Source organism: Halostella sp. PRR32, from assembly GCF_034808085.1.
Taxonomy (GTDB): domain Archaea; phylum Halobacteriota; class Halobacteria; order Halobacteriales; family Natronoarchaeaceae; genus Halostella; species Halostella pelagica.
The window spans coordinates 1-17,759 of record NZ_JAXHGL010000006.1; the positions used below are offsets into that span (position 1 = coordinate 1).

Here is a 17,759-nt window from a genome sequence, read left to right on the forward strand (position 1 = left end):
GCCATGTCAGCCGTTTCGATAGCGGTGTCCGTTCCCGCAGCACCCATCGCGATGCCGACATCGGCAGTGGCCAGCGACGGCGCGTCGTTGATGCCGTCGCCGACCATCGCGACGACATGGCCGTCGGCCTGGTAAGCCTCGATGACGGACTGCTTGTCCTCGGGGAGGAGTTTGGCGCGGTACTCGTCGATGCCGACCTCCTCGGCGACTGCGGCGGCCGTCCGCTCGTTGTCGCCGGTGAGCATGACCGTCTCGATGCCGGCGTCCTGAAGCGCCGCGACGACGTCGGGTGCGGTCTCTCGGAGTTCGTCCCGCAGCGCGATTGCGCCGATGATATCCCCATCCGGACGACGTGGACGACCGTCTCGCCGCGCTCCTCACGCTCGCGGACGTAGTCGGCGACCCGACTGGGGACGTCGATGTCGCGGTCGTCCAGCAGTGCGCGGTTGCCGACGACAACTTCGTGGCTATCGGTATGGGCGATGACGCCCTTGCCAGCGACCACGTCGAAGTCGTCCGGATCGGGGATCGACTGGCGCCCCGCGTCCGTATCGTCCGCCTGAGTGACCGCCGTTCCACCGTCCGTCGCGGCGGTCGGACTCTCGTGGGCCGCGTCGACGATGGCGTCAGCGAGGTGGTGTTCGCTCTTCTTCTCGTTGGACTTGGAGACGAATTCCCTCCTCTGTGTTGCTGTCCTCCACAACGTCAACGACCTGTGGAGTCGCATCAGGATCCAGAACCGTCAGTTCGTCATCGTCGGTGACGATTCCGTATCCGCTTTCGACGCAATGACCCATCATCGCGCAATCCCGTGAGTGGGTCCTGGCCTTTTCAAGGAGATCATCGCGGGCGTTCTTCCGAACACAGCCGACGTCGATAACGTATCCCTCAAGCGCTTCTGGTGCCATTATGAATCCTAGTGGCAGGTGGCCTTTGCGTGTTGGGGGCACTTTTTCTCATCCCACTAGTGGGGCGCACAGAGACTAGTGTATACCGTCTAATATGCTGTGCTGCGTAGAATGACCGAGCGCGACCGGGACGGCTACTTTTCTTCCTACTCATCCCCTTGTCAGTCCATTCTCTGGATCTGCCGAATAAGATTCAGATGGAGTAGATGAAGATGCATAGCGATACCAAGAAGCAGGAACGCAATTCCGACGAATATCAGCGGCATAAGGATTGAATCTATAGCGTTCGATGCGCTGTTCAGGTTCTGTGGGAGTAGTACAATCACTGCCAAGAGAAACGCGAGATTGATTACAGCAACCCCGATTTTAGCGAGGGACGAGTACCATCCGGAGTTCTCTATTCGCTCGGCAATATCGCCTGGTGAGTCCTCTTGGTGGTCCTCTCGTGACATAGAGTATTTACCCTACGACAGCATTAGGCCTGAAGCTTTGTTCCAGTTTTGGCAGTCATTTACTACCACGCCTCACACAGAGCATTTTCGCGTCAAGGACGAATACAGGCTAATGGAAACGCCAATCAGCGCCAACACTCGTGTGCCAGCACCAGGGATAGTTGAAGTCCGGTTTGCTTCCAATGGAAATAGGCCGACCGCGGGGAGGCGGCTTCAATGAACCTTCTCTACTTTGTTCTCGGCTCTCTCCTCCTTTTGCTCGTGATCGTAGATCTCCTATGGACAACGGTCTGGGTAGAACAGGGTGCTGGACCGCTGACATCTCGCCTGATGTCTTGGACATGGAACTCGATACGAAAGATGGCCTCTACAAACTCGATCGTTTTGACCCTGTCTGGCCCATTAATCTTGATACTGGGCCTTTCGATCTGGCTCTCGTTTCTCTGGGTCGGATGGACGTTGATCTTTGCAAGTGTCGAAGGTGCGCTCGTAGATACAGTTAGTAGTCGGCTGATCTCTTGGCCTGAACTCCTCTACTTTGCAGGCTACACGGTCTTCACTCTCGGGAACGGCGATTTTATCCCTAGTGGGCCAGTTTGGCAGCTTGCTACCGTGCTGGCTACGGCGAGTGGTATGCTCTTCGTCACGTTGAGTGTCACCTACGTTCTTTCCGTTCTCGGCGCCGTGACGCAAAAGCGCTCATTCGCGAGAGGGGTCCATGGACTCGGCACGGAGAGCACTGCTATCCTCAGAACGAGTTGGGATGGAAACTCGTTCCAGGGGTTAGACGTTCCACTCAATACACTCGCTACGGAACTCAACGCGCTCACGTCGAACCACAAGGCGTACCCGATTCTCCACTACTTTTACAGCGAACAGCGGGAACAGGCCCCGACTTCAGGCATCACTATACTCGACGAAGCGCTTACACTACTCCGCTTTGGCGTTTCTGAACAGAAACGTCCAAACGAGATGCTCCTCTTGCAGACTCGGTCAAGTGTTGATGGCTACCTTGATACGGTCGGGGGCGCCTATGTCGAGCCTGCGAATCGCTCCCCACCACGGCCTGATATTGAGGAACTCCGCGATGCAGGTATCCCGACCGTTTCCGACGAGGAGTTCGCTACTTCGGTAGAAGAGTTAGACGAACGCCGACGAACACTACTGGGCCTCATTGAGTCCGACGAGCGGCAGTGGCCGACGACAGACCCGCCCCAGGGCAACCAATCAGATACGTAGCCCACACATCCAATATCCTGAGACCCATAGTCACCGAACGAGATACCAATGGACAATCACGACCATAATCACACATCAGATGGGGCCCACCACCAGAGGAACATCCCCATCACGGTCAGAACACCAATACTGTAGAAGGCGAAGTAGACTCTGACGACGAAGAACCCCGTGTAGAGCAGTCGATACTCGAGGAGGCAGAGGATGCCGACGAGGCCGTACGAGACGTCGAGGAGCACTACGAACACGGCACAGAACACGGGGACCACGGGGCTGAGCACGGTGACCACGGTGGGATGCACGAAGGTCACGAGCAGATGTTCCGCCGGCGCTTTTTCATCTCGATAATCCTGTCAGTCCCTGTCCTCCTGTACAGCGAGATGCTGCAGGAGTGGCTCGGATTTTCCGTCCCAGCGTTCCCGGGGAGTGAATGGATCAACCCCGTCTTTGCGATTATTGTCTTTGCATACGGTGGGATTCCGTTCCTCCGGATGGCGGTCCCGGAACTAAAAGACCGGTCGCCGGGGATGATGACGCTCATCTCGATGGCCATCTCGGTCGCATTTGTCTACAGTCTCGCGAGCGTAGTCTTCCCGACGCAGTCGGCGTTCTTCTGGGAGCTCGTCACGCTGATCGACATCATGCTGCTCGGGCACTGGATCGAGATGCGATCGGTGCGCCGGGCATATCGGCGGATGAGCAGGCCCGCCCGGCCGACTAATGTCTCTAACCGGTTCTATCGACCCAGATCGTTCGTCCTCGTGGAATTTTGAAGAGCCGTCCCAGTAGCGGAACAGAATCCTAGTTTTTCAAAGCAGGACGGGCCGAGCGCGAGGGCGACCGCTCCCATGAGACCGGTCGCATTGGGGATACGCAGCCGAATGCGGATATGAGGCGAGCCGATCAGTCACTGTCGGCCGCTATTCAGCCGGAAAAGCACGCGAAAGTAGTTCGGTCTGTAAAGAATCACCCAGTTGTTGGTTTGTACTCCAATATTCACTCTCCATTGAGACACGGGTTCTCTAGGCATAATTCCGTTAGGGACGGACCTCCATCTAGTAGATATGGAACGGACGGAATACGCGATCCTCGCGGTCATCGGGCTAGCGACCGTCGGTATTGGCGTATTCACCACGTCAGAACCGCTCTCGACGTTCTTCGTCGAGAGTACGCAGGAGTTCCTGACCACCACAGCGGCGATGGCATAGATCACGTGGTAGGCGATCGTCATCGGGTTCGCGATTGCTGGCGGCGTTGAGGCCTGGACCTCTAACGAGGAGGTATCGGAACTGCTGGAGGGGCACGGACCACGTGAAATCGGGTACGGGTCACTGTTCGGATTCGTCTCGTCGTCGTGTTCGTACAGTGCTATCGCGACTGCCAAGAACCTCTTCAAGAAAGGCGGCTCCGCGGCAGCGACCCTCGGAGCCTTCATGTTCGCCTCGACCAACCTCGTCATCGAGATCGGCGCGGTCATCTGGATCCTGCTGGGCTGGCAGTTTCTTCTCGCGGATATCATTGGCGGATTTACGCTCATCGGCCTGATGGCGGCCGGGTTCGTCTACGTGGTCCCCGACGAGATCGTCGAGCGGGCCCGCGAGAACGTCACCGACGAGGGGGACTCGAGCGTCCAAGACCCCGTCTGTGGAATGGAGGTTGACCCCGACGATGCCGACTACTCCACCGAGGTTGACGGCGAAATCTACTACTTCTGCTCGCAATCGTGTAAAGAGAGCTTCGACCCCGAGGACGCGAACACAACCGTCCGTGAGCAGGCGACGTGGCTGTCGGGGTGGAAGGCGCTCGCGGACAAACAGTGGAAGGAGTGGGGGATGCTCTGGGACGAGATCGCGATTGGCTTCGTCTTTGCCGGCCTTATCGCTGGGTTCATCCCCGAACAGGTGTGGACGTCGGTGTTCTCGGGTCCCACGTTCGGACTGCCAGTGTACATCTTCTGGACTGCAGTGCTCGGCGCAGTCATCGGCGTCGCGACGTTCGTCTGCTCGGTCGGAAACGTCCCGTTCGCACACACTGAGCCGCATTGAACGACCTCCGCTATTTTCACCCGACAGATAGTCTGACCAGTCCAATGAAAAGCGAATTCCTGTAGAATAGACCACGTTGGAGGCTAAACATACTCAAATCGTGGACTATCTGGGTATCCGGTTCGGTCTGAGGAGGCGCTTACTCACTCGTTGCGGTATGATAGACTGCGGCCCCGGAAACGAGCGCAATCACCAACCCGGCACCTGCACCGATCGTGATTCCGGTCGCCAGCTCACCCCCCATGATTTGCGCCATTACGATCCCCCATCCGGCACCGATCCCGGCCCCGGTCCCGATACCTGCACCGATCGCCTTCGAACGGTCAGACTGACCAGAATCGCTCACAACTGAGTGATTCCCTCCCTACAATGTCAATTCCGGGGGAGAAAAGGATCCGAGGAAAGGTTTGTCCACACCGACCCGATCTCACCTCATCTCTGTTCAGCAACGCTACTCTATTCGCGTGCTATCCAGCAGACACTTGAACACGCGTGAGTAGTCTCCTCAATCTCTGGATAATTGAGATCACTCTCGATAATGTTACAACGAGGGTGAGTATCGGTCAAATCGCCGCACTGCCAGTCGATACGAAAGAACGGTTATGACGACTGCACCGACGACGAGCAGACCACCACCGACAAGCTGGAACGACTCACCACTGACGGACTGCACAGCTGTCCCGATACCGTAGAACCATGTCGAAGCATCCGAGAGCACTCCGACATCCTCTCCGGCGACCAACTGCAGGAGCGTCGCTGGAACCGTTACTCCGAGGAAGTGGAACGCTGTAGTCACCAATCGTGGGGGAACGACCTCTCGGCTCTGTCCGATGCTGATCGCGCTGAACCGGGGGAACCATATACCGACGGCGGGGGCCGTGGAGACGGCGACGACGGTAGCAAGGAGCGCAACTCCCACGAGTCCGACCGCGGCCGGCAGTTCAAACGGGCCAACGAGCGCGGCACCTCCCGTTACGAGGACGGCGATGGGCAATCTGAGCAACAGACCCGGCAGCATCACCCCGCGGACGTAGGCCAGGCCCGAGATGGAGATGAGCGTGATGGGGAGGACAGAGCCTTCGTCGCCAAACGGGTTCATCGCGAACGTCGCACCAGCCATCCAGGGGAGCAGAACGGCAGCGGCTGGAACGAAGACGGCCAAAGGCGACTCGGCTTGCATCCCCGAACTGAACAGGGCACTCCCCACAATCACGACGGGCAACAGCAGGAAGTTGAGGCGACGTGGATCGCGTCGTGTTCGCAAGATGCTCCACTGTGCGACCCGGCGGGTCGGTTGCGAGATCCCTCGCGGAATTCGGACCGGAGCGGTAGCGTCGGCCAGTGCTGTTCGTGTCTCCTTACTCGTTGTGGCGGCGGGGTCGGACTCCTCTTTCTGTCCTTCCTCCCCACTGACTGGATCGGTGAACCAGAGCCGGGTTGCCTCGCGTTCGATGAGTGCGATACCACCAACCACGACGAGGAGACTCCCGACAACGACGACGGCTGCGCGTGTCATCGACCCTTGAATCGGGCTTCCGATGACGGCGAGGTCCACGAACCACCCGACGGGGAGGACCGCGAGCGCTTCTTGACCGACTCCACTGAACTGCGGGAGCGTCACGAAAAGGTAGCCACCCATCGCTGCGAGGACGGCGACTCCGCCGAGGACGGTCTTGTGGCGGGCGACGAACGGGGAGGTGGCAATCAGCAGTGCAACAGCGTAGCCGAGAACCATCCCGACGAGGACAGCGGTGAGACCGAGGAGGACGGCAGCCAGCGGTATCAGGAGGGTGCGCCGGTGAGCTGAACAGGTAGACCATCCCGCCTGTCAGGACCGAGACCGGGAGGCACAGGTAGGCAAGGACGCGGAGTGTCTCGGCGACGAGCAGCCCACCGACGACAGTCCGAGCAGAGACGGTCGTGAGAATGAGCGATTCAGCGTCGATGCGTGGACGGGCGGAGACGACGCGCTGCGTGGTGATGAACACGCCGAACAACCAGAGGAGCGCGACCGTTCCTCGGGCGACTGGCGGGAGTGAGACCGTTCCGATATCGCGGATTACCCCGGAGAAGAGATAGATGAACCCCACGAGCATGAGCGACGGGAAAACGAGGCCCGCAGCCATCAGGAACGCTCGGGCCTTGTCCTGCCAGATAGCTCTGACTGAACGCCGAAACTCGAAGACGCCAACACCGAGTGCGTGCTGCAGCCAGTTCGGCTCAGCCATACGTTTCCTCCGTGTCGTCCTGCGCCGGATCGGTGCTCGTGAGTTCGAGAAAGGCGTCTTCGAGCGTACGCGTCTCGCCGGTCTCGGCGCGTTGAGTCAGCTGGTCAGGGGTGTCGTCTGCGACGAGTTTGCCGTCGTAGAGGATACCGACTGTGTCGGCGACCTCCTCGACGACAGGGAGGATGTGCGTCGAGAGAAATACCGTCGTGCCCTCGTCGGAGAGTTCGCCGATGAGTTCGCGGATAGTCCGTGCGGCGCGCGGGTCAAGTCCTGACGTGGGTTCGTCGAGGAACGCGACGTCAGGGTCGTGGAGGACGGCCTAGACGTACGCCACCTTCTGGCGCATTCCTTTTGAGTACTCCGCGATGCGCGTCGCCGCGTCGTCCGGTGAGAGGTCGAGTCGGTTGAGCAACTCGTCAATACGATTCTGAGTCTCCCGGGAGGGAAGATCACGGAGCCCGGCGACGTATTCCAGCTGTTCGTAGGCGGTGGCCTGCTCGTACAGCGGGGGCTCCTCAGGAAGGTACCCGATGTGTGGTCGGAGCGAATCTCGATTTGTGACCGGGACGCCAGCGACGGTTGCCGACCCGCTGGTCGGTGTTGTGAGACCTGTGAGAATCCGCATTGTCGTCGTCTTTCCGGCCCCGTTCGGGCCCAGGAATCCATAGACTGTGCCATCGGGGACCGAGAAGTCGAGCTGATCTACTGCGGTCGTCGAACCGTAGCGTTTGGTTAGCGCGGTCGTTTCAATGGAGGGCATCGTTGGAATTCAGGGATGATGTCGGTTGCTGAGTGGATATAGTTGACCCTCTTCTTCTAACAGTACAGGATATGTTGGGATTCTGGTTACGTGCGCTATCGTGTTGAGTGACTGGAAGCATCGATAGGCATTTTCTATCGACGACCGAATCTGAGCATATGCTGCTTCGTATCGTCCTGGCGGTCTTCGGGATCGTAGAGTTGCTCTTCCCGCGAAAGATCGTCGACTACATGATGGATGTCTCGACCACGGCGGAGACGACATACGAGCTCAAGCCATGGGTATACAGTCTCGCCAGACTCGAAGGACTTGTATTCGTTCTTGTTGCATTCTGGTGGGGAAAGAACCCGGATGACGACAGTTAGAAGGTTGTCTCCTAGATTGTCAAGAACGCTAGACAGGTTTGTGGGATCCCGATCCGAAAGGCGATATTCGACCAAACTCATTGATCTCCGAGAATACAGTGCCGAGAATTGATGTTCACGAGAATACGCGATCTGCCCCCTCGTTACCCTGCAACCTGTGCTATCGCGACGGCCTCCCGGTAGCAGGCGACTGCCAGCAACAGATACCCGCCGACCAGAAGCATCCACTCACGCCGCGCTAACGACCAGTCGCTGGGGGATTGTACCCGGTCAAACTCCTCTTTCCACCGGGGGCCGGATTCCTGATGCCACAGCATCACACCACGCGTCGCGACCACGATCGCGACGAGTGCCGTGATCTCTATCGGACCACTTCGTTCGATGAGTACGCCCAACGACGGCACGATGCGCTCTCCCGCTCCGATAGCGAGCGATCCGGTTCCCCAGACTGCCCCGTACCAGGGCGCCTGGACGACCTCGATGACATAGCCCATCGGTGTGTTCACCGACCGGAGCGTGTTCGCGCCGACGGCGATCAGGGAGACACCAACATTCCACCCGAACAGCCACAGGAATTCCCGTGTGATACTCCCTGCGTACCCAGTAGCTGCACCCGGGTTCCCTCCGCGTAACAGCCCCTGGGGGAGAAAGAGGTAGCTGAGGACCCACGATGCCGTGAACACGCTCGCGACGACGATCCACAGGGAGACAAATCGGACGAGGATGTCGTCGTGGTTGACGCACCGTCCGATTCGGTTCGAGACGCGACCGATCAGTTCGGTCACGTTCGACGCTGCCATACATGCAATCGTTGTACGCCCTCCGAGAAATACGTTAGCGAGCCGGACGGTCAGCGCCAAGCGATCTCCTAGCGGCGATGACGAGTGTGAGGACAGCGACGGTGAGCGCCGCGACGAGAAGTCCGAGCCCGATGGGCGTCGTCGCACCCGCGACACCCCCAACGGGTAGTAGTTCAGGAGCGCGTTGCCACCCGCGTGCAAGAGTATTCCTGGAGTGTCGGCAGGAGGTATCCGCGCCAGCCGGGTTCCTCGAGCCCGCCGCCGAACAGGATGACGAACCCGAGAAAGAGCGGATACTCGATGACGCCCGGAAGCACGTCCGGTGTCACGACGCCATCGAAGAAGACGACATGGATCACGGCGGCACCGAGAAACAGGGCGACCGTAAGCGCAAGAGCGAGTACGTAGTACCGCGGTGCGATGTGCGCCTGGAAGATGTCATGGAACCACGCCTTCAGGGATCGGTCCGATGCCCGAACGAGGATGGCGCTCGCTACGACCGGTCCGAGCCCACCGAGCACGAACAGGACCGTTCCTGTGAACGTCGCTCCGGTCTCGCTGATCGCCCACACGCTCCACAGCGACCACGAAATGATGTACGTGAGGGCGGTGTACCCGAAGAGTGTCGCCCGAGGCGACCAGCCTGCGACAGCGACGTCGTGCGGGCGCGCCGGCATTCAGTTACACCCGGCGGTTCGGGGACGCGACTGTCGTCACGCCGGGACTGTAGTAGTGCACCGGCTCGGTTTCGGGGTGGGCGAATCCATTGGCCTCGAACAGCGTGTTGGTCTCGATCGTCGGGTCGGCCTCGTACAGCGGCCACGGCTCGTGGTCGATGGCTGCGTACCGTAGCGAGCCGTCTTGTGCCTCTGTGTAGTACCGGTAGCGCTCGGTGAGGAACGCTTCGAGCGAGTCTGACTGTACGTCGAGTTCTGTACCCGTCGGACCGTAGGTTCCCTCAAAGTGAGCGGGGCGTTCGCCGGGATGCAATCGCCTGCTCCGAAACCGGATGTCGCCGTTGACTTCAACAAGCGAACAGCGCGCGTAATAGTACGGGAGGTGATGGAAGAGACGCGCGCCGATGACGCCGAAGATGCCCTCGGCGTCGAGACTGAAGAAGTACACTCCATCGTGGCCGTCATGGGTGACGTATGTCCGGAGGTTGAGTTCGGAGAGCGGGAATCCCCACCCTTCGGGGACCCACGTCGGGCGAACGTCGACGTTCGTAAAGGGGACGACGGACAGCCACGCGTCGCCGTCGTACGTATCGACCGAGAGTGTCGATGGGAGATGGGCGTCGACGATGTCAGGGTTGACGGGCCAGTTCGCGAACAGGACGTGCCGCCAGCCCATGTGGAGTGCTGGTATCATCGCATGGATACCTCGATTCGGGTACTGGGGTCGTGGAGTGCTTCACACATGGCTAACTTCCACCTGGGATGGCGACAGGCTCGAACCGTTGGAGGCCGAAGTATGTGTTCAGAACGGCGCCGAACCCGACGAATGCGACGAGCAATTGTGTGATCCCACCAAGGTACGGTACAAGCCCGAGGAGCTCAAAGATGAGCAGGAACGCGGCGATACCAGCGACCGTCGCGACGCCGTCTCGCTCGGTCGGGAGGCGCCTTCCGATGAGGTATCCGAACACGGTCTGTCCGTAGAGAATGATCAGGAACTCGGCGAACAGCCCGATGATGGCGACCGGGAGCAAGATGAGGGTGAACGCCATATAGACGAACAGCACGAGGAGGGTCGTTGCGCCGAGGCTGCCGACGACGCCGCTGACGAGTGCATGCTCGGTGATCGCGGTACCGACGTTCTCGATGACGAGCGGGTGGCGGGTAACGAGCCACCACCCGAACCCGCCGAGAACGAGGAACTGTAGGAGGAACGCCCCAATCCGTTGGGCAGGCGAACTCGAGGGAGTGGGCGCCTCGAATTGCGAGACGGCCCCGACTGAGGCGTCCGAACTGACCGAGGCGGATCCCGAATAGGTCTGGATGGTCCCGGTCACGGTTGCGGCGTCACGTACCGAAAGGTTCCCGTTGAGGAGTGTCACGTCCCCGTCAATGGTTCCCTCAATAGCCGCAGTGCCACCGATTACGTAGATGTCTCCGTCGACTGTTGCGCCCTCGGGAACGGTGGTGGTTCCGCCGGCGACGACGTGGATATCCGCAAGGGAGTCGACATTGTTGTCGCCTTGGAACGTCACGGACATGTCTTGGACGTCGCCCCCGCCGATGGAGATCATGAGGAGGACGACGATGAGCAGCGGGATGGCTTCCGTCGGACTCATGCACTCGCACCTCCGTTCTCACGAGCGAGTTCGATCATCCGGTTAACGTACAGACCGACTGCGAGCCCAAATAGGAGGAGGAGTGAGAGTGCCTGCACCACGTTCAGATGTGAAAGGAGCGTGAGGTCCGCTGCCTGGAAGTACAGCGCAAGCGCAGTACTGGAGAACGTAGCGAGCCACCCGGCGACGCCAATCCCGATGGCGGAATGGGTGCCGATCGTTTCTGGCGTGGAGAGATCGGGCCAGATCGCGAAGTTCAGCGTCGTGTAGAAGCTCACGGCGATCGCGTACAGGGCGGGATTCAGGGGGGAAGTTCCGTCGCCCGCGATCGCGGGTAACACCTCGGCAAATCGCAGGTCGGACGTGTACATGACGTGTGTGAGCGAGAACAGCGCGAACGTCCAGAGGAAGATGCGCGAGAGCGAGTAGTTCGCATAGATGACGCCAGCCATTACGGCACCGACGACGTGTGCCACGGCGATGAACAGCCGCGTCGAGAACTCCGGAGACTGCCAGGAACTCAGAAGGAGTGACGGCGTATCGATAATCCGGAGAAACCCAAGACTGTCGATGAAAAACACGCCGAACATCAAGACAACGGGGATCGCGAACGCGAGACTGCGAGTCCGAATCAGGTCATCATAACAAAACCGCCCCCTGCCGTACGTCTCGTGTTGGACCCCGAGTGCGTCGATGATCGAATCGAGACGGTCGACATTGGCGAACGACAAGATGCCGAGTACGAGGATACCTGGGGCCATTGCAGCGACCATCAGCCGACTGAAGATGTCGACCGACCAAGAGAGCGGAATTGCGTTCGCCAGAAAGTACGCAATCGCCGTGATCGCCGCGGCGACATACCCCCGGTCCGGCACCGGAACGAGATCAATCGCAAGCGAGAACGAGACCGGAAATCCGACCCCGAGCCCGATCGACGCGAGGATGATCCATGCACCGAACCCGGGAACGGTCCGAACCATCGGTGCGACAAGCGTGAGCGCGAACTGCACGCAGACGACGCCGAACAGGAGTCGGAGCTTCGTCCGGAGATCCGTACTCCAGCCACGACGATCCATCGTCACGCCGGCCACGGCCGCCACGACGAGGGTCACGAGCGCGAGCGCCGCCATCCACATCGAGACAGCAGTCTCGGACATTCCGACGAGGCGCGTCCCGAGATCGATAAGCCCCAGCTGGACGAACGTGATATTGTAGTAGTACCCGGCGACCATCAGCGCGACGAAGAGCCCGTATCCTGCTATCGTCGTCCACTGGCGTTCTCGAACCTGCGTGCTGAACTCCATTTGAGCCGTCTTGACCAGTCGTACACACGGATTGCCATTAAATACGGTGTCGTCGCTAATCGAACCCTCGTCGCTGCGTTCCCTCGATCCACGTATTCATCATCGTGATGGACCGTCGTACCTTCCCATTCCGGCATGGAGATGGCCATCGAGGTGCGTCCATCCCTGGCGGTCGTCCACATAGATTGCAGGAGACGTTGTCGCTTCGAACGTGTTGAAACTGTTCGAGAGCCAGAATCCCCATTCGTTCCAGGCTTCGAACCTGATCTCGTCGATGACAACTGTCGCCTGGTTCGGTGACTCGTACGTGGCTGCAGCGGCGGTAGCGAAATCCCAGCACGTGTCCGAGTCGTCCCATCTATACTCGCAGTCGGCGGTGGCCACGTCAGTGATTGGTGCAAGGAACGACGCGTTCCCGATCGGGTATCGCGTTTCGATGTCGTGGTCGACCGAGTGCTGCCACGAAATCGAGTACCGAGTCGGGTCTGGTGAGAGTTCCTTGTTGCTCATATCGTCAGGGATTTCGTCGGGACCGATCTCGTCGCGGTCTATCACCGAGCCGTTAGGCGCGTAGGTCCAGAGGATGTACTGATCCTCACCAATGAGTCGATCAACGTTGAGACGCAGCATCGGTCCGCGGTCGGTCTGGACGATAGCGGTATCCCAGTCTGTGAGTTCTGTGCCGTTATCATCGTGGATCCACAGGTTCGATAAGGCGTCAGACTCCACGTTAGCGCCGGCGGGGAACGGGAGATGGACCGTGGCGTTCTCGATCGTCGTATTCGTACTGAGAGAGGTGGTATAGGAGTACGTCGATGTATGCGAATACGCGAAGTCCGGAGGGAAGAAGAGAAAACCCACGGCTGCGATCGGTACGAGAACGACGAGGACTGCGACTGCGAGCACGAGGAGCTGCTTCAAGGAAACCATACCGTGACTACGTTCATATCAACGATAATCCTGTTGAGCCCCCGGATAGCACACGACAGCACTCTGACGACCACGAACTTGCGATAGGACATTGAGGTATATCTCTTTCTCACAGCGATCAACCTCTGAACGTAGCAGTTTGACGGATTACCGGATTCCCACCCTTGGCCGTCACGACTTTCAGCGAACGAATCGGATCGGAGTACGTCCCAGTGGCTGTAGCGCTGAGATGCTGATTTCGGGGTTCTGACACTCTCTGTTCCACCGAAAATTCGCATAAATTCCTTAATCGGTTGGTGTAGCGAACCGAGGATTTTCTGGTCGAGAGAGCATTGTCTCACGGTCTGCGAGAAAGGAGTTTGCGCTGAACCGGCCGACATCGAACGGTTGCTCCCCACTGCCATGGTGGTAGATGAGCGTTGGATACCCCGCTCCGAGCCATTGCCAGGGTAGATACGCCGCTTCGAACTCCCCCAACGGGGTATCGACCACGACGTCGTGTCGACCAGCACTGCTTGGGTCGCCAATATCGTCGACCGGTGGCGTCGTCTCCGTGGCGATCTCAACGAGCGGTGGCGAATCGATGGAGTGCGCGAAGAACTTCGAATCACCCAGGAAGAGAGAACTAAGCCGGATCGTCGCGATGTCAAGGAATTCGTGTCGGTTCATCGTTGTGGGTCGTCATCATTCCTCATGAACTCTGTCATGGCTTGGGAATCCGCCACTTTGGAGGAGAGCCGCGATTCGGACTAGGAGTCGCGTACTTCGTCTTCCCGTATGCGTTCGCAACAACCGAGACGCGATTCTCGCGCAATCAGTTCATCGTAATTGCACTCGCCCCACTTGTGATACTCTCGATACTCGGTGTGCCAGTAATGCTTGTGTTCGAATGGCCTTGGCTCGCTCTGCCGTTGGCGCTGAACGCTGGCGGCGCCGTTGGTGACCTCTGGATGGTATTGACACTGCTGAGTTATCCTCCGACTGTTACGGTGGTCGATACGACGACTGGGCTCGAAATCTACGGAACATCGTCGCTTGAGCGAACCGAGACCGCCCCGGCAACCGTCGTCTGGGATCTGCTCGTCGGCATCGCAGGCGGCGTCGTGATCCTCGCCGTCTCTGGGGGTATTCTGGCACCGCTCGTCCTGGCTGCAATCGGTCTCGATTCATTCACTCTCGGCGTGCCAGACACCCCACTGTTGATCCTCGAGTTCGTCCAAACGCCCGACGGCGGTATCGATTTCACGATGGGCACTGGGATCCTCGCCGTCGGCGTCTTCATCGGGATCTGTTACGCGTATCTTCGGGCGAGCGGACGACATTGACGGCTGTGTGAGAGACCTCAGTACTCCTCTGTCAGTCTATTCGTGTTTCAGCTCCCGCGTGCGGTTGGGTTGTGAAGGAACTGTGTGGGATGGCGCGGATGAATCGAGTCACGAGAGCGAGACCAGTGAGACTCAGGAGGGCGAACAGCACGATCTGGGGAAGCGGGACGGTCTGGCCGTTCTGAAGCATGAATACGATCATGGCGAGGACCGCGAGGCCGAGCGTGGTGCCTTTTACGAGGAGGACGCCGGTGAAGACGTAGCCCCACGCTCGCTGCTTCCGAAGGAGGGCCGCCGAGAGAGCGAACGATGGGATGACGACGCCGAGATCCAGGGACTGGATGACGGGGACTGGAAGCGTTGTCTCGGCGATGCTCCCGGGTCTGGTGCCAGCAAGGCTCGCGGGGCCGACATCAGCAAGCCACATTAGGGCCAAGAGTCCGGCGACGAGGGCTTGGAAGGCGACGTATCCGCGAACCGGGTGATCGTCGAACGCTTCCCTCAGAACTGTTGGGTCGATACGGGCGATGCCGCCGATGAGCGTGAACAGCGTTAGTGCGAACAGCGCAACGTAGACGAGATACAGTTCGTTGAATGCCGTGAGGAATGCGTACGAGGCATACGTGTAGAGGAGGTAGCCTGTGACGCCAAGCCAGACGACGTAACCGCGGAGTGACCCCTGGTGCGCGGAATAGAGGGCGCCGGCAAGTGCGGGGACGGCGACGACGAGCGTCAGCAGGTCCTGCCCGTACAACTGTGGGAGGAGGACCTCGGCGTCTCGGTAGAACTCGGGGACGAACAGTCCGACGCTAGTCGCCACGACCGCGAGCAGGAGGGTCAGCGTCGACGCAACAAGATAGAGCCGAGGGAGGCGTCGGGGCTGTTGCGAAACCGTCATACCGGCGAATCATCGGTGGTGTCCGGGGCAACGCCGAGACGACCTTCGACGAACGAGGCGACATCCGCTGCGAACGCGTCGACAGCGTCCCAGTCGGTGAACTCGATGTCACCCTTCAGTTTCCGCTCCCCAGTGAGCAGGTCTTTTGCGATCTGTTTCATCATGAGGCGTTTGAGGAACCCGTACTCGGAGAACCGGAGCGCGCCGCCGAACTGGCCGATCCGATCCGGATACCACCCGGTTTCCGTGAGAAACGACTCGACGTACCCCGCAGCTTCTTCGCGTTTCTCCTCGTTCGCCGAGGACAGCGAAACCTGAAAGAACGCGGTCGGCATCTCTGATAGGGTGTCTCGATTGTCGGTGACGAAGTCACGAACCTCCTCCTGGTGTTTCCCGACGTGGATCGACGCGCCCACGACGACGGCATCGTACTCTTCTAAGGTGAACGAGTCCGGTCGGTCACGCACGTCGATCTCGCTCGTCTCGTGACCGCGCTCGCTGATTGTATCCGAAATCCGTTCTGCGATCTTCGCCGTCTGGCCTTCGCCCGTCCCGTAGAGTACAAGGAAAGAGCTCACGTGTTCTCACATCTCCGTACGTGCGTTCAACACGTCAGCAGATAAAGTCTGGTAGATCCCGTAACTCCATCCGAGTCATGGCTCGACGCAGGCATTGATTCACGCCGGAGCAACTCGGTACTTGTAATGGATGTCCATCGTTGGTAGGGTTCACTCTGCGGCGTCTGCTTCGGTCTCCGCTGGGAGGCCGGCATCTTGCGGGCTTGGTGGGTCGCGGTTCGCGAGGCGGTCAGCGCCGTAGACGACGATCAAGAGGATCGCGACCAATACGAGGGGAACGGTGCCGGTGACTTCGGCAAGCAGGTTCAGCCAGGGATCAGGCACACCGTTCGGGATGAGTGCCTCCGGGTCGGCGGGGTGGAAGATCCCCATGACATTAATGCCGGCATGAAACACTGCGACGGCAAGGACACTCCCGCCAGTGCTGTTGTACATCCATGTCCAGAGGATAGATCCAGCCAGGATGGAGACCATCCAGAGGAGTTGCTGGGAGAGCGGCCAGCCGCCGTGGGTTGTGGTAGCGTTCAGGAACAGCGGAAGGTGCCAGGCGGCCCACGTGACGCCCACGATGGCACTCGACACTAGCGCACTGTAGGAGTCCTGAAGAATGGGCAACATGAAACCACGCCATCCGAGATCTTCTTGGCCGCCACCCCACACGGTCCCCCACGCCATCGCGAACAGGTAGATGAACGGTGATTCGAACTCGGTGAGGTCGATTGGGCCACCGGCGACGACGAACAGCAAGACGCCGAGCGAGAGGATGATAAACGGGAGTCCGAGCGCGAGCGCCCACCATTTCGAGCCGATCCGCCATTTGAACATCTGGCCGACCCAGGTGCGCAGGCTCCCACCGGAGGCCCAGATGACGACTGCGGCACCAATTGGCGGACCGAATCCGCCGAAGCCGATAAGGATCGAGTGCGTCCAGGAGGCCTCCATACCCGAATACGCGAGCGCCCCCTGGATCGTCCAGGTGAACGTATACGCGATTGCGACGAAGCTCAGGAGGCGGTGTTGATCGATCCACGTGCGGAGATTAGACATACCAACGATTGTGGCCACGTCGCAGTTAACGGTACGCCCAGCTGCCGAGCTTTCGGCACTACACTCTTTTCAACTCGTCTCGAATCCATTCGTATGCCCGACAATGTTCTCGTCGCCTTCGACGGTTCCCCGCTTTCCGAGCGTGCGCTCACCTACACTCTCGAAAACTTCCCGGACGCAACCATCACCACGCTGTACGTTATTAATCCGATTGATTCGGTGATCGACGTGGAGGCTGGTGGCCTGCCAGTCGCTGAGGATTGGTACGACAACGCCCAGGAACGAGCGACCAACATTCAGACGACGGCTACGGATCTCGCGGCAGAGCACGGTCCCGACCTCGATACAGTCACAGAAGTCGGCAGGCCGGCGCGTACGATCCTCGAATATGCCCGTGAGTACGGGATCGACCAGATCGTTATGGGCAGCCACGGTCGGTCAGGCCTAGACCGGACGTTCCTCGGCAGTGTCGCCGAGACAGTCACTCGCCGAGCACAGATCCCGGTAACCATCATTGGATGAAATCCTCGCCTCGTGTGCCGAGATCAGGAGCGGATGAATGCTCGTGGGCCCAACCTAAAACGTGA

20 protein-coding genes and 4 pseudogenes are annotated in these 17,759 nt (G+C 59.5%); 7 read left to right on the forward strand and 17 right to left on the reverse strand.

Annotation, left to right across the window (positions count from 1 at the left end; genetic code table 11):
- The 3 genes and pseudogenes from SM753_RS16790 to SM753_RS16800 all read right to left on the reverse strand — a co-directional run.
- A pseudogene (locus SM753_RS16790) lies at window positions 1-670 on the reverse strand (HAD-IC family P-type ATPase); the annotation flags it as partial.
- Window positions 627-908: a hypothetical protein gene (locus tag SM753_RS16795; protein WP_323192498.1), complete on the reverse strand. Its 282-nt coding sequence runs from the start codon at window positions 906-908 to the stop codon at window positions 627-629. The gene SM753_RS16795 and the pseudogene SM753_RS16790, both read right to left, overlap by 44 nt.
- A gap of 161 nt (window positions 909-1,069) precedes the next feature.
- Entirely contained in the window at window positions 1,070-1,360 is a 291-nt protein-coding gene (locus SM753_RS16800) for a hypothetical protein (protein WP_323192499.1), read from the reverse strand.
- A gap of 216 nt (window positions 1,361-1,576) precedes the next feature.
- Between SM753_RS16800 and SM753_RS16805 the strand changes: the two genes are divergently transcribed.
- A complete protein-coding gene (locus tag SM753_RS16805; RefSeq protein ID WP_323192500.1) occupies window positions 1,577-2,599 on the forward strand; it encodes a potassium channel family protein in 1,023 nt (340 codons plus the stop codon).
- 68 nt (window positions 2,600-2,667) lie between these two features.
- On the opposite strand, the gene SM753_RS16810 is transcribed toward SM753_RS16805, so the two are convergent.
- The gene (locus tag SM753_RS16810; protein WP_323192501.1) at window positions 2,668-2,886 is read right to left on the reverse strand and encodes a hypothetical protein; all 219 of its coding nucleotides are present in this window, start codon (window positions 2,884-2,886) and stop codon (window positions 2,668-2,670) included.
- Between SM753_RS16810 and SM753_RS16815 the strand changes: the two are divergent.
- Window positions 2,782-3,282: pseudogene (locus SM753_RS16815) on the forward strand (heavy metal translocating P-type ATPase); the annotation flags it as partial. The gene SM753_RS16810 and the pseudogene SM753_RS16815 sit on opposite strands and share 105 nt — an antisense overlap.
- A gap of 378 nt (window positions 3,283-3,660) precedes the next feature.
- A pseudogene (locus SM753_RS16825) lies at window positions 3,661-4,617 on the forward strand (permease); the annotation flags it as partial.
- Window positions 4,618-4,780: 163 nt separating this feature from the next.
- Here SM753_RS16825 and SM753_RS16830 read toward each other — a convergent pair.
- On the reverse strand, window positions 4,781-4,987 hold the full coding sequence (locus SM753_RS16830) for a hypothetical protein (RefSeq protein ID WP_323192503.1): 207 nt from the start codon (window positions 4,985-4,987) through the stop codon (window positions 4,781-4,783).
- 195 nt (window positions 4,988-5,182) lie between these two features.
- The gene (locus SM753_RS16835; protein WP_323192504.1) at window positions 5,183-6,157 is read right to left on the reverse strand and encodes a hypothetical protein; all 975 of its coding nucleotides are present in this window, start codon (window positions 6,155-6,157) and stop codon (window positions 5,183-5,185) included.
- 6 nt (window positions 6,158-6,163) lie between these two features.
- Between SM753_RS16835 and SM753_RS16840 the strand changes: the two genes are divergently transcribed.
- Window positions 6,164-6,448, forward strand: coding sequence for a hypothetical protein (locus tag SM753_RS16840; RefSeq protein WP_323192505.1), 285 nt, complete (start codon window positions 6,164-6,166; stop codon window positions 6,446-6,448).
- 413 nt (window positions 6,449-6,861) lie between these two features.
- On the opposite strand, the pseudogene SM753_RS16845 reads toward SM753_RS16840, so the two are convergent.
- A pseudogene (locus SM753_RS16845) lies at window positions 6,862-7,629 on the reverse strand (ABC transporter ATP-binding protein).
- Window positions 7,630-7,787: 158 nt separating this feature from the next.
- On the opposite strand from SM753_RS16845, the gene SM753_RS16850 reads away from it, so the two are divergent.
- On the forward strand, window positions 7,788-7,994 hold the full coding sequence (locus SM753_RS16850; RefSeq protein ID WP_138798929.1) for a hypothetical protein: 207 nt from the start codon (window positions 7,788-7,790) through the stop codon (window positions 7,992-7,994).
- A 143-nt stretch (window positions 7,995-8,137) separates the two neighbouring features.
- On the opposite strand, the gene SM753_RS16855 is transcribed toward SM753_RS16850, so the two are convergent.
- From SM753_RS16855 to SM753_RS16885, 7 genes are all read right to left on the reverse strand, one after another.
- Window positions 8,138-8,794 carry a hypothetical protein gene (locus tag SM753_RS16855; RefSeq protein ID WP_323192506.1) on the reverse strand — a complete coding sequence of 219 codons (657 nt, stop codon included), beginning with the start codon at window positions 8,792-8,794 and terminating at the stop codon, window positions 8,138-8,140.
- A gap of 173 nt (window positions 8,795-8,967) precedes the next feature.
- Window positions 8,968-9,471: a hypothetical protein gene (locus SM753_RS16860; RefSeq protein ID WP_323192507.1), complete on the reverse strand. Its 504-nt coding sequence runs from the start codon at window positions 9,469-9,471 to the stop codon at window positions 8,968-8,970.
- A gap of 4 nt (window positions 9,472-9,475) precedes the next feature.
- Window positions 9,476-10,165, reverse strand: a complete 690-nt coding sequence (locus SM753_RS16865) for a DUF2071 domain-containing protein (RefSeq protein ID WP_323192508.1) — start codon at window positions 10,163-10,165, stop codon at window positions 9,476-9,478.
- Between the two features lie 52 nt (window positions 10,166-10,217).
- The gene (locus tag SM753_RS16870; RefSeq protein ID WP_323192509.1) at window positions 10,218-11,090 is read right to left on the reverse strand and encodes a polymer-forming cytoskeletal protein; all 873 of its coding nucleotides are present in this window, start codon (window positions 11,088-11,090) and stop codon (window positions 10,218-10,220) included.
- Window positions 11,087-12,394: an MFS transporter gene (locus tag SM753_RS16875; RefSeq protein ID WP_323192510.1), complete on the reverse strand. Its 1,308-nt coding sequence runs from the start codon at window positions 12,392-12,394 to the stop codon at window positions 11,087-11,089. Before SM753_RS16875 ends, SM753_RS16870 begins: the two co-directional genes overlap by 4 nt.
- Window positions 12,395-12,493: 99 nt before the next feature.
- The gene (locus tag SM753_RS16880) at window positions 12,494-13,324 is read right to left on the reverse strand and encodes a hypothetical protein (protein WP_323192511.1); all 831 of its coding nucleotides are present in this window, start codon (window positions 13,322-13,324) and stop codon (window positions 12,494-12,496) included.
- 285 nt (window positions 13,325-13,609) lie between these two features.
- Window positions 13,610-13,993: a hypothetical protein gene (locus SM753_RS16885; protein ID WP_323192512.1), complete on the reverse strand. Its 384-nt coding sequence runs from the start codon at window positions 13,991-13,993 to the stop codon at window positions 13,610-13,612.
- Between the two features lie 2 nt (window positions 13,994-13,995).
- On the opposite strand from SM753_RS16885, the gene SM753_RS16890 reads away from it, so the two are divergent.
- A complete protein-coding gene (locus SM753_RS16890) occupies window positions 13,996-14,649 on the forward strand; it encodes a DUF3267 domain-containing protein (RefSeq protein WP_323192513.1) in 654 nt (217 codons plus the stop codon).
- Window positions 14,650-14,680: 31 nt separating this feature from the next.
- On the opposite strand, the gene SM753_RS16895 is transcribed toward SM753_RS16890, so the two are convergent.
- The 3 genes from SM753_RS16895 to SM753_RS16905 all read right to left on the reverse strand — a co-directional run bounded on the left by SM753_RS16895 (window position 14,681) and on the right by SM753_RS16905 (window position 17,172).
- Window positions 14,681-15,547, reverse strand: a complete 867-nt coding sequence (locus SM753_RS16895; protein ID WP_323192514.1) for a hypothetical protein — start codon at window positions 15,545-15,547, stop codon at window positions 14,681-14,683.
- The gene (locus SM753_RS16900; protein WP_138798936.1) at window positions 15,544-16,125 is read right to left on the reverse strand and encodes a flavodoxin domain-containing protein; all 582 of its coding nucleotides are present in this window, start codon (window positions 16,123-16,125) and stop codon (window positions 15,544-15,546) included. Before SM753_RS16900 ends, SM753_RS16895 begins: the two co-directional genes overlap by 4 nt.
- Before the next feature lie 150 nt (window positions 16,126-16,275).
- Entirely contained in the window at window positions 16,276-17,172 is an 897-nt protein-coding gene (locus SM753_RS16905; protein ID WP_323192515.1) for a type II CAAX endopeptidase family protein, read from the reverse strand.
- A gap of 93 nt (window positions 17,173-17,265) precedes the next feature.
- Here SM753_RS16905 and SM753_RS16910 point away from each other — a divergent pair, with 93 nt between their 5' ends.
- Window positions 17,266-17,694 carry a universal stress protein gene (locus SM753_RS16910; RefSeq protein ID WP_323192516.1) on the forward strand — a complete coding sequence of 143 codons (429 nt, stop codon included), beginning with the start codon at window positions 17,266-17,268 and terminating at the stop codon, window positions 17,692-17,694.
- The last annotated feature ends 65 nt before the right edge of the window (window positions 17,695-17,759 follow it).

Excerpts from the sequence above, each read along its gene's own strand:
- SM753_RS16905 (WP_323192515.1), bottom strand. The coding sequence starts at position 17,172 with ATGTCTAATCTCCGCACGTGGATCGATCAACACCGCCTCCTGAGCTTC.
- SM753_RS16850 (WP_138798929.1), top strand. The coding sequence starts at position 7,788 with ATGCTGCTTCGTATCGTCCTGGCGGTCTTCGGGATCGTAGAGTTGCTC.
- SM753_RS16870 (WP_323192509.1), bottom strand. The coding sequence starts at position 11,090 with ATGAGTCCGACGGAAGCCATCCCGCTGCTCATCGTCGTCCTCCTCATG.
- SM753_RS16860 (WP_323192507.1), bottom strand. The coding sequence starts at position 9,471 with ATGCCGGCGCGCCCGCACGACGTCGCTGTCGCAGGCTGGTCGCCTCGG.
- SM753_RS16795 (WP_323192498.1), bottom strand. The coding sequence starts at position 908 with ATGGCACCAGAAGCGCTTGAGGGATACGTTATCGACGTCGGCTGTGTT.
- SM753_RS16800 (WP_323192499.1), bottom strand. The coding sequence starts at position 1,360 with ATGTCACGAGAGGACCACCAAGAGGACTCACCAGGCGATATTGCCGAG.
- SM753_RS16880 (WP_323192511.1), bottom strand. The coding sequence starts at position 13,324 with ATGGTTTCCTTGAAGCAGCTCCTCGTGCTCGCAGTCGCAGTCCTCGTC.
- SM753_RS16910 (WP_323192516.1), top strand. The coding sequence starts at position 17,266 with ATGCCCGACAATGTTCTCGTCGCCTTCGACGGTTCCCCGCTTTCCGAG.
- SM753_RS16805 (WP_323192500.1), top strand. The coding sequence starts at position 1,577 with ATGAACCTTCTCTACTTTGTTCTCGGCTCTCTCCTCCTTTTGCTCGTG.
- SM753_RS16835 (WP_323192504.1), bottom strand. The coding sequence starts at position 6,157 with ATGACACGCGCAGCCGTCGTCGTTGTCGGGAGTCTCCTCGTCGTGGTT.
- SM753_RS16895 (WP_323192514.1), bottom strand. The coding sequence starts at position 15,547 with ATGACGGTTTCGCAACAGCCCCGACGCCTCCCTCGGCTCTATCTTGTT.
- SM753_RS16875 (WP_323192510.1), bottom strand. The coding sequence starts at position 12,394 with ATGGAGTTCAGCACGCAGGTTCGAGAACGCCAGTGGACGACGATAGCA.
- SM753_RS16865 (WP_323192508.1), bottom strand. The coding sequence starts at position 10,165 with ATGATACCAGCACTCCACATGGGCTGGCGGCACGTCCTGTTCGCGAAC.
- SM753_RS16855 (WP_323192506.1), bottom strand. The coding sequence starts at position 8,794 with ATGGCAGCGTCGAACGTGACCGAACTGATCGGTCGCGTCTCGAACCGA.
- SM753_RS16885 (WP_323192512.1), bottom strand. The coding sequence starts at position 13,993 with ATGAACCGACACGAATTCCTTGACATCGCGACGATCCGGCTTAGTTCT.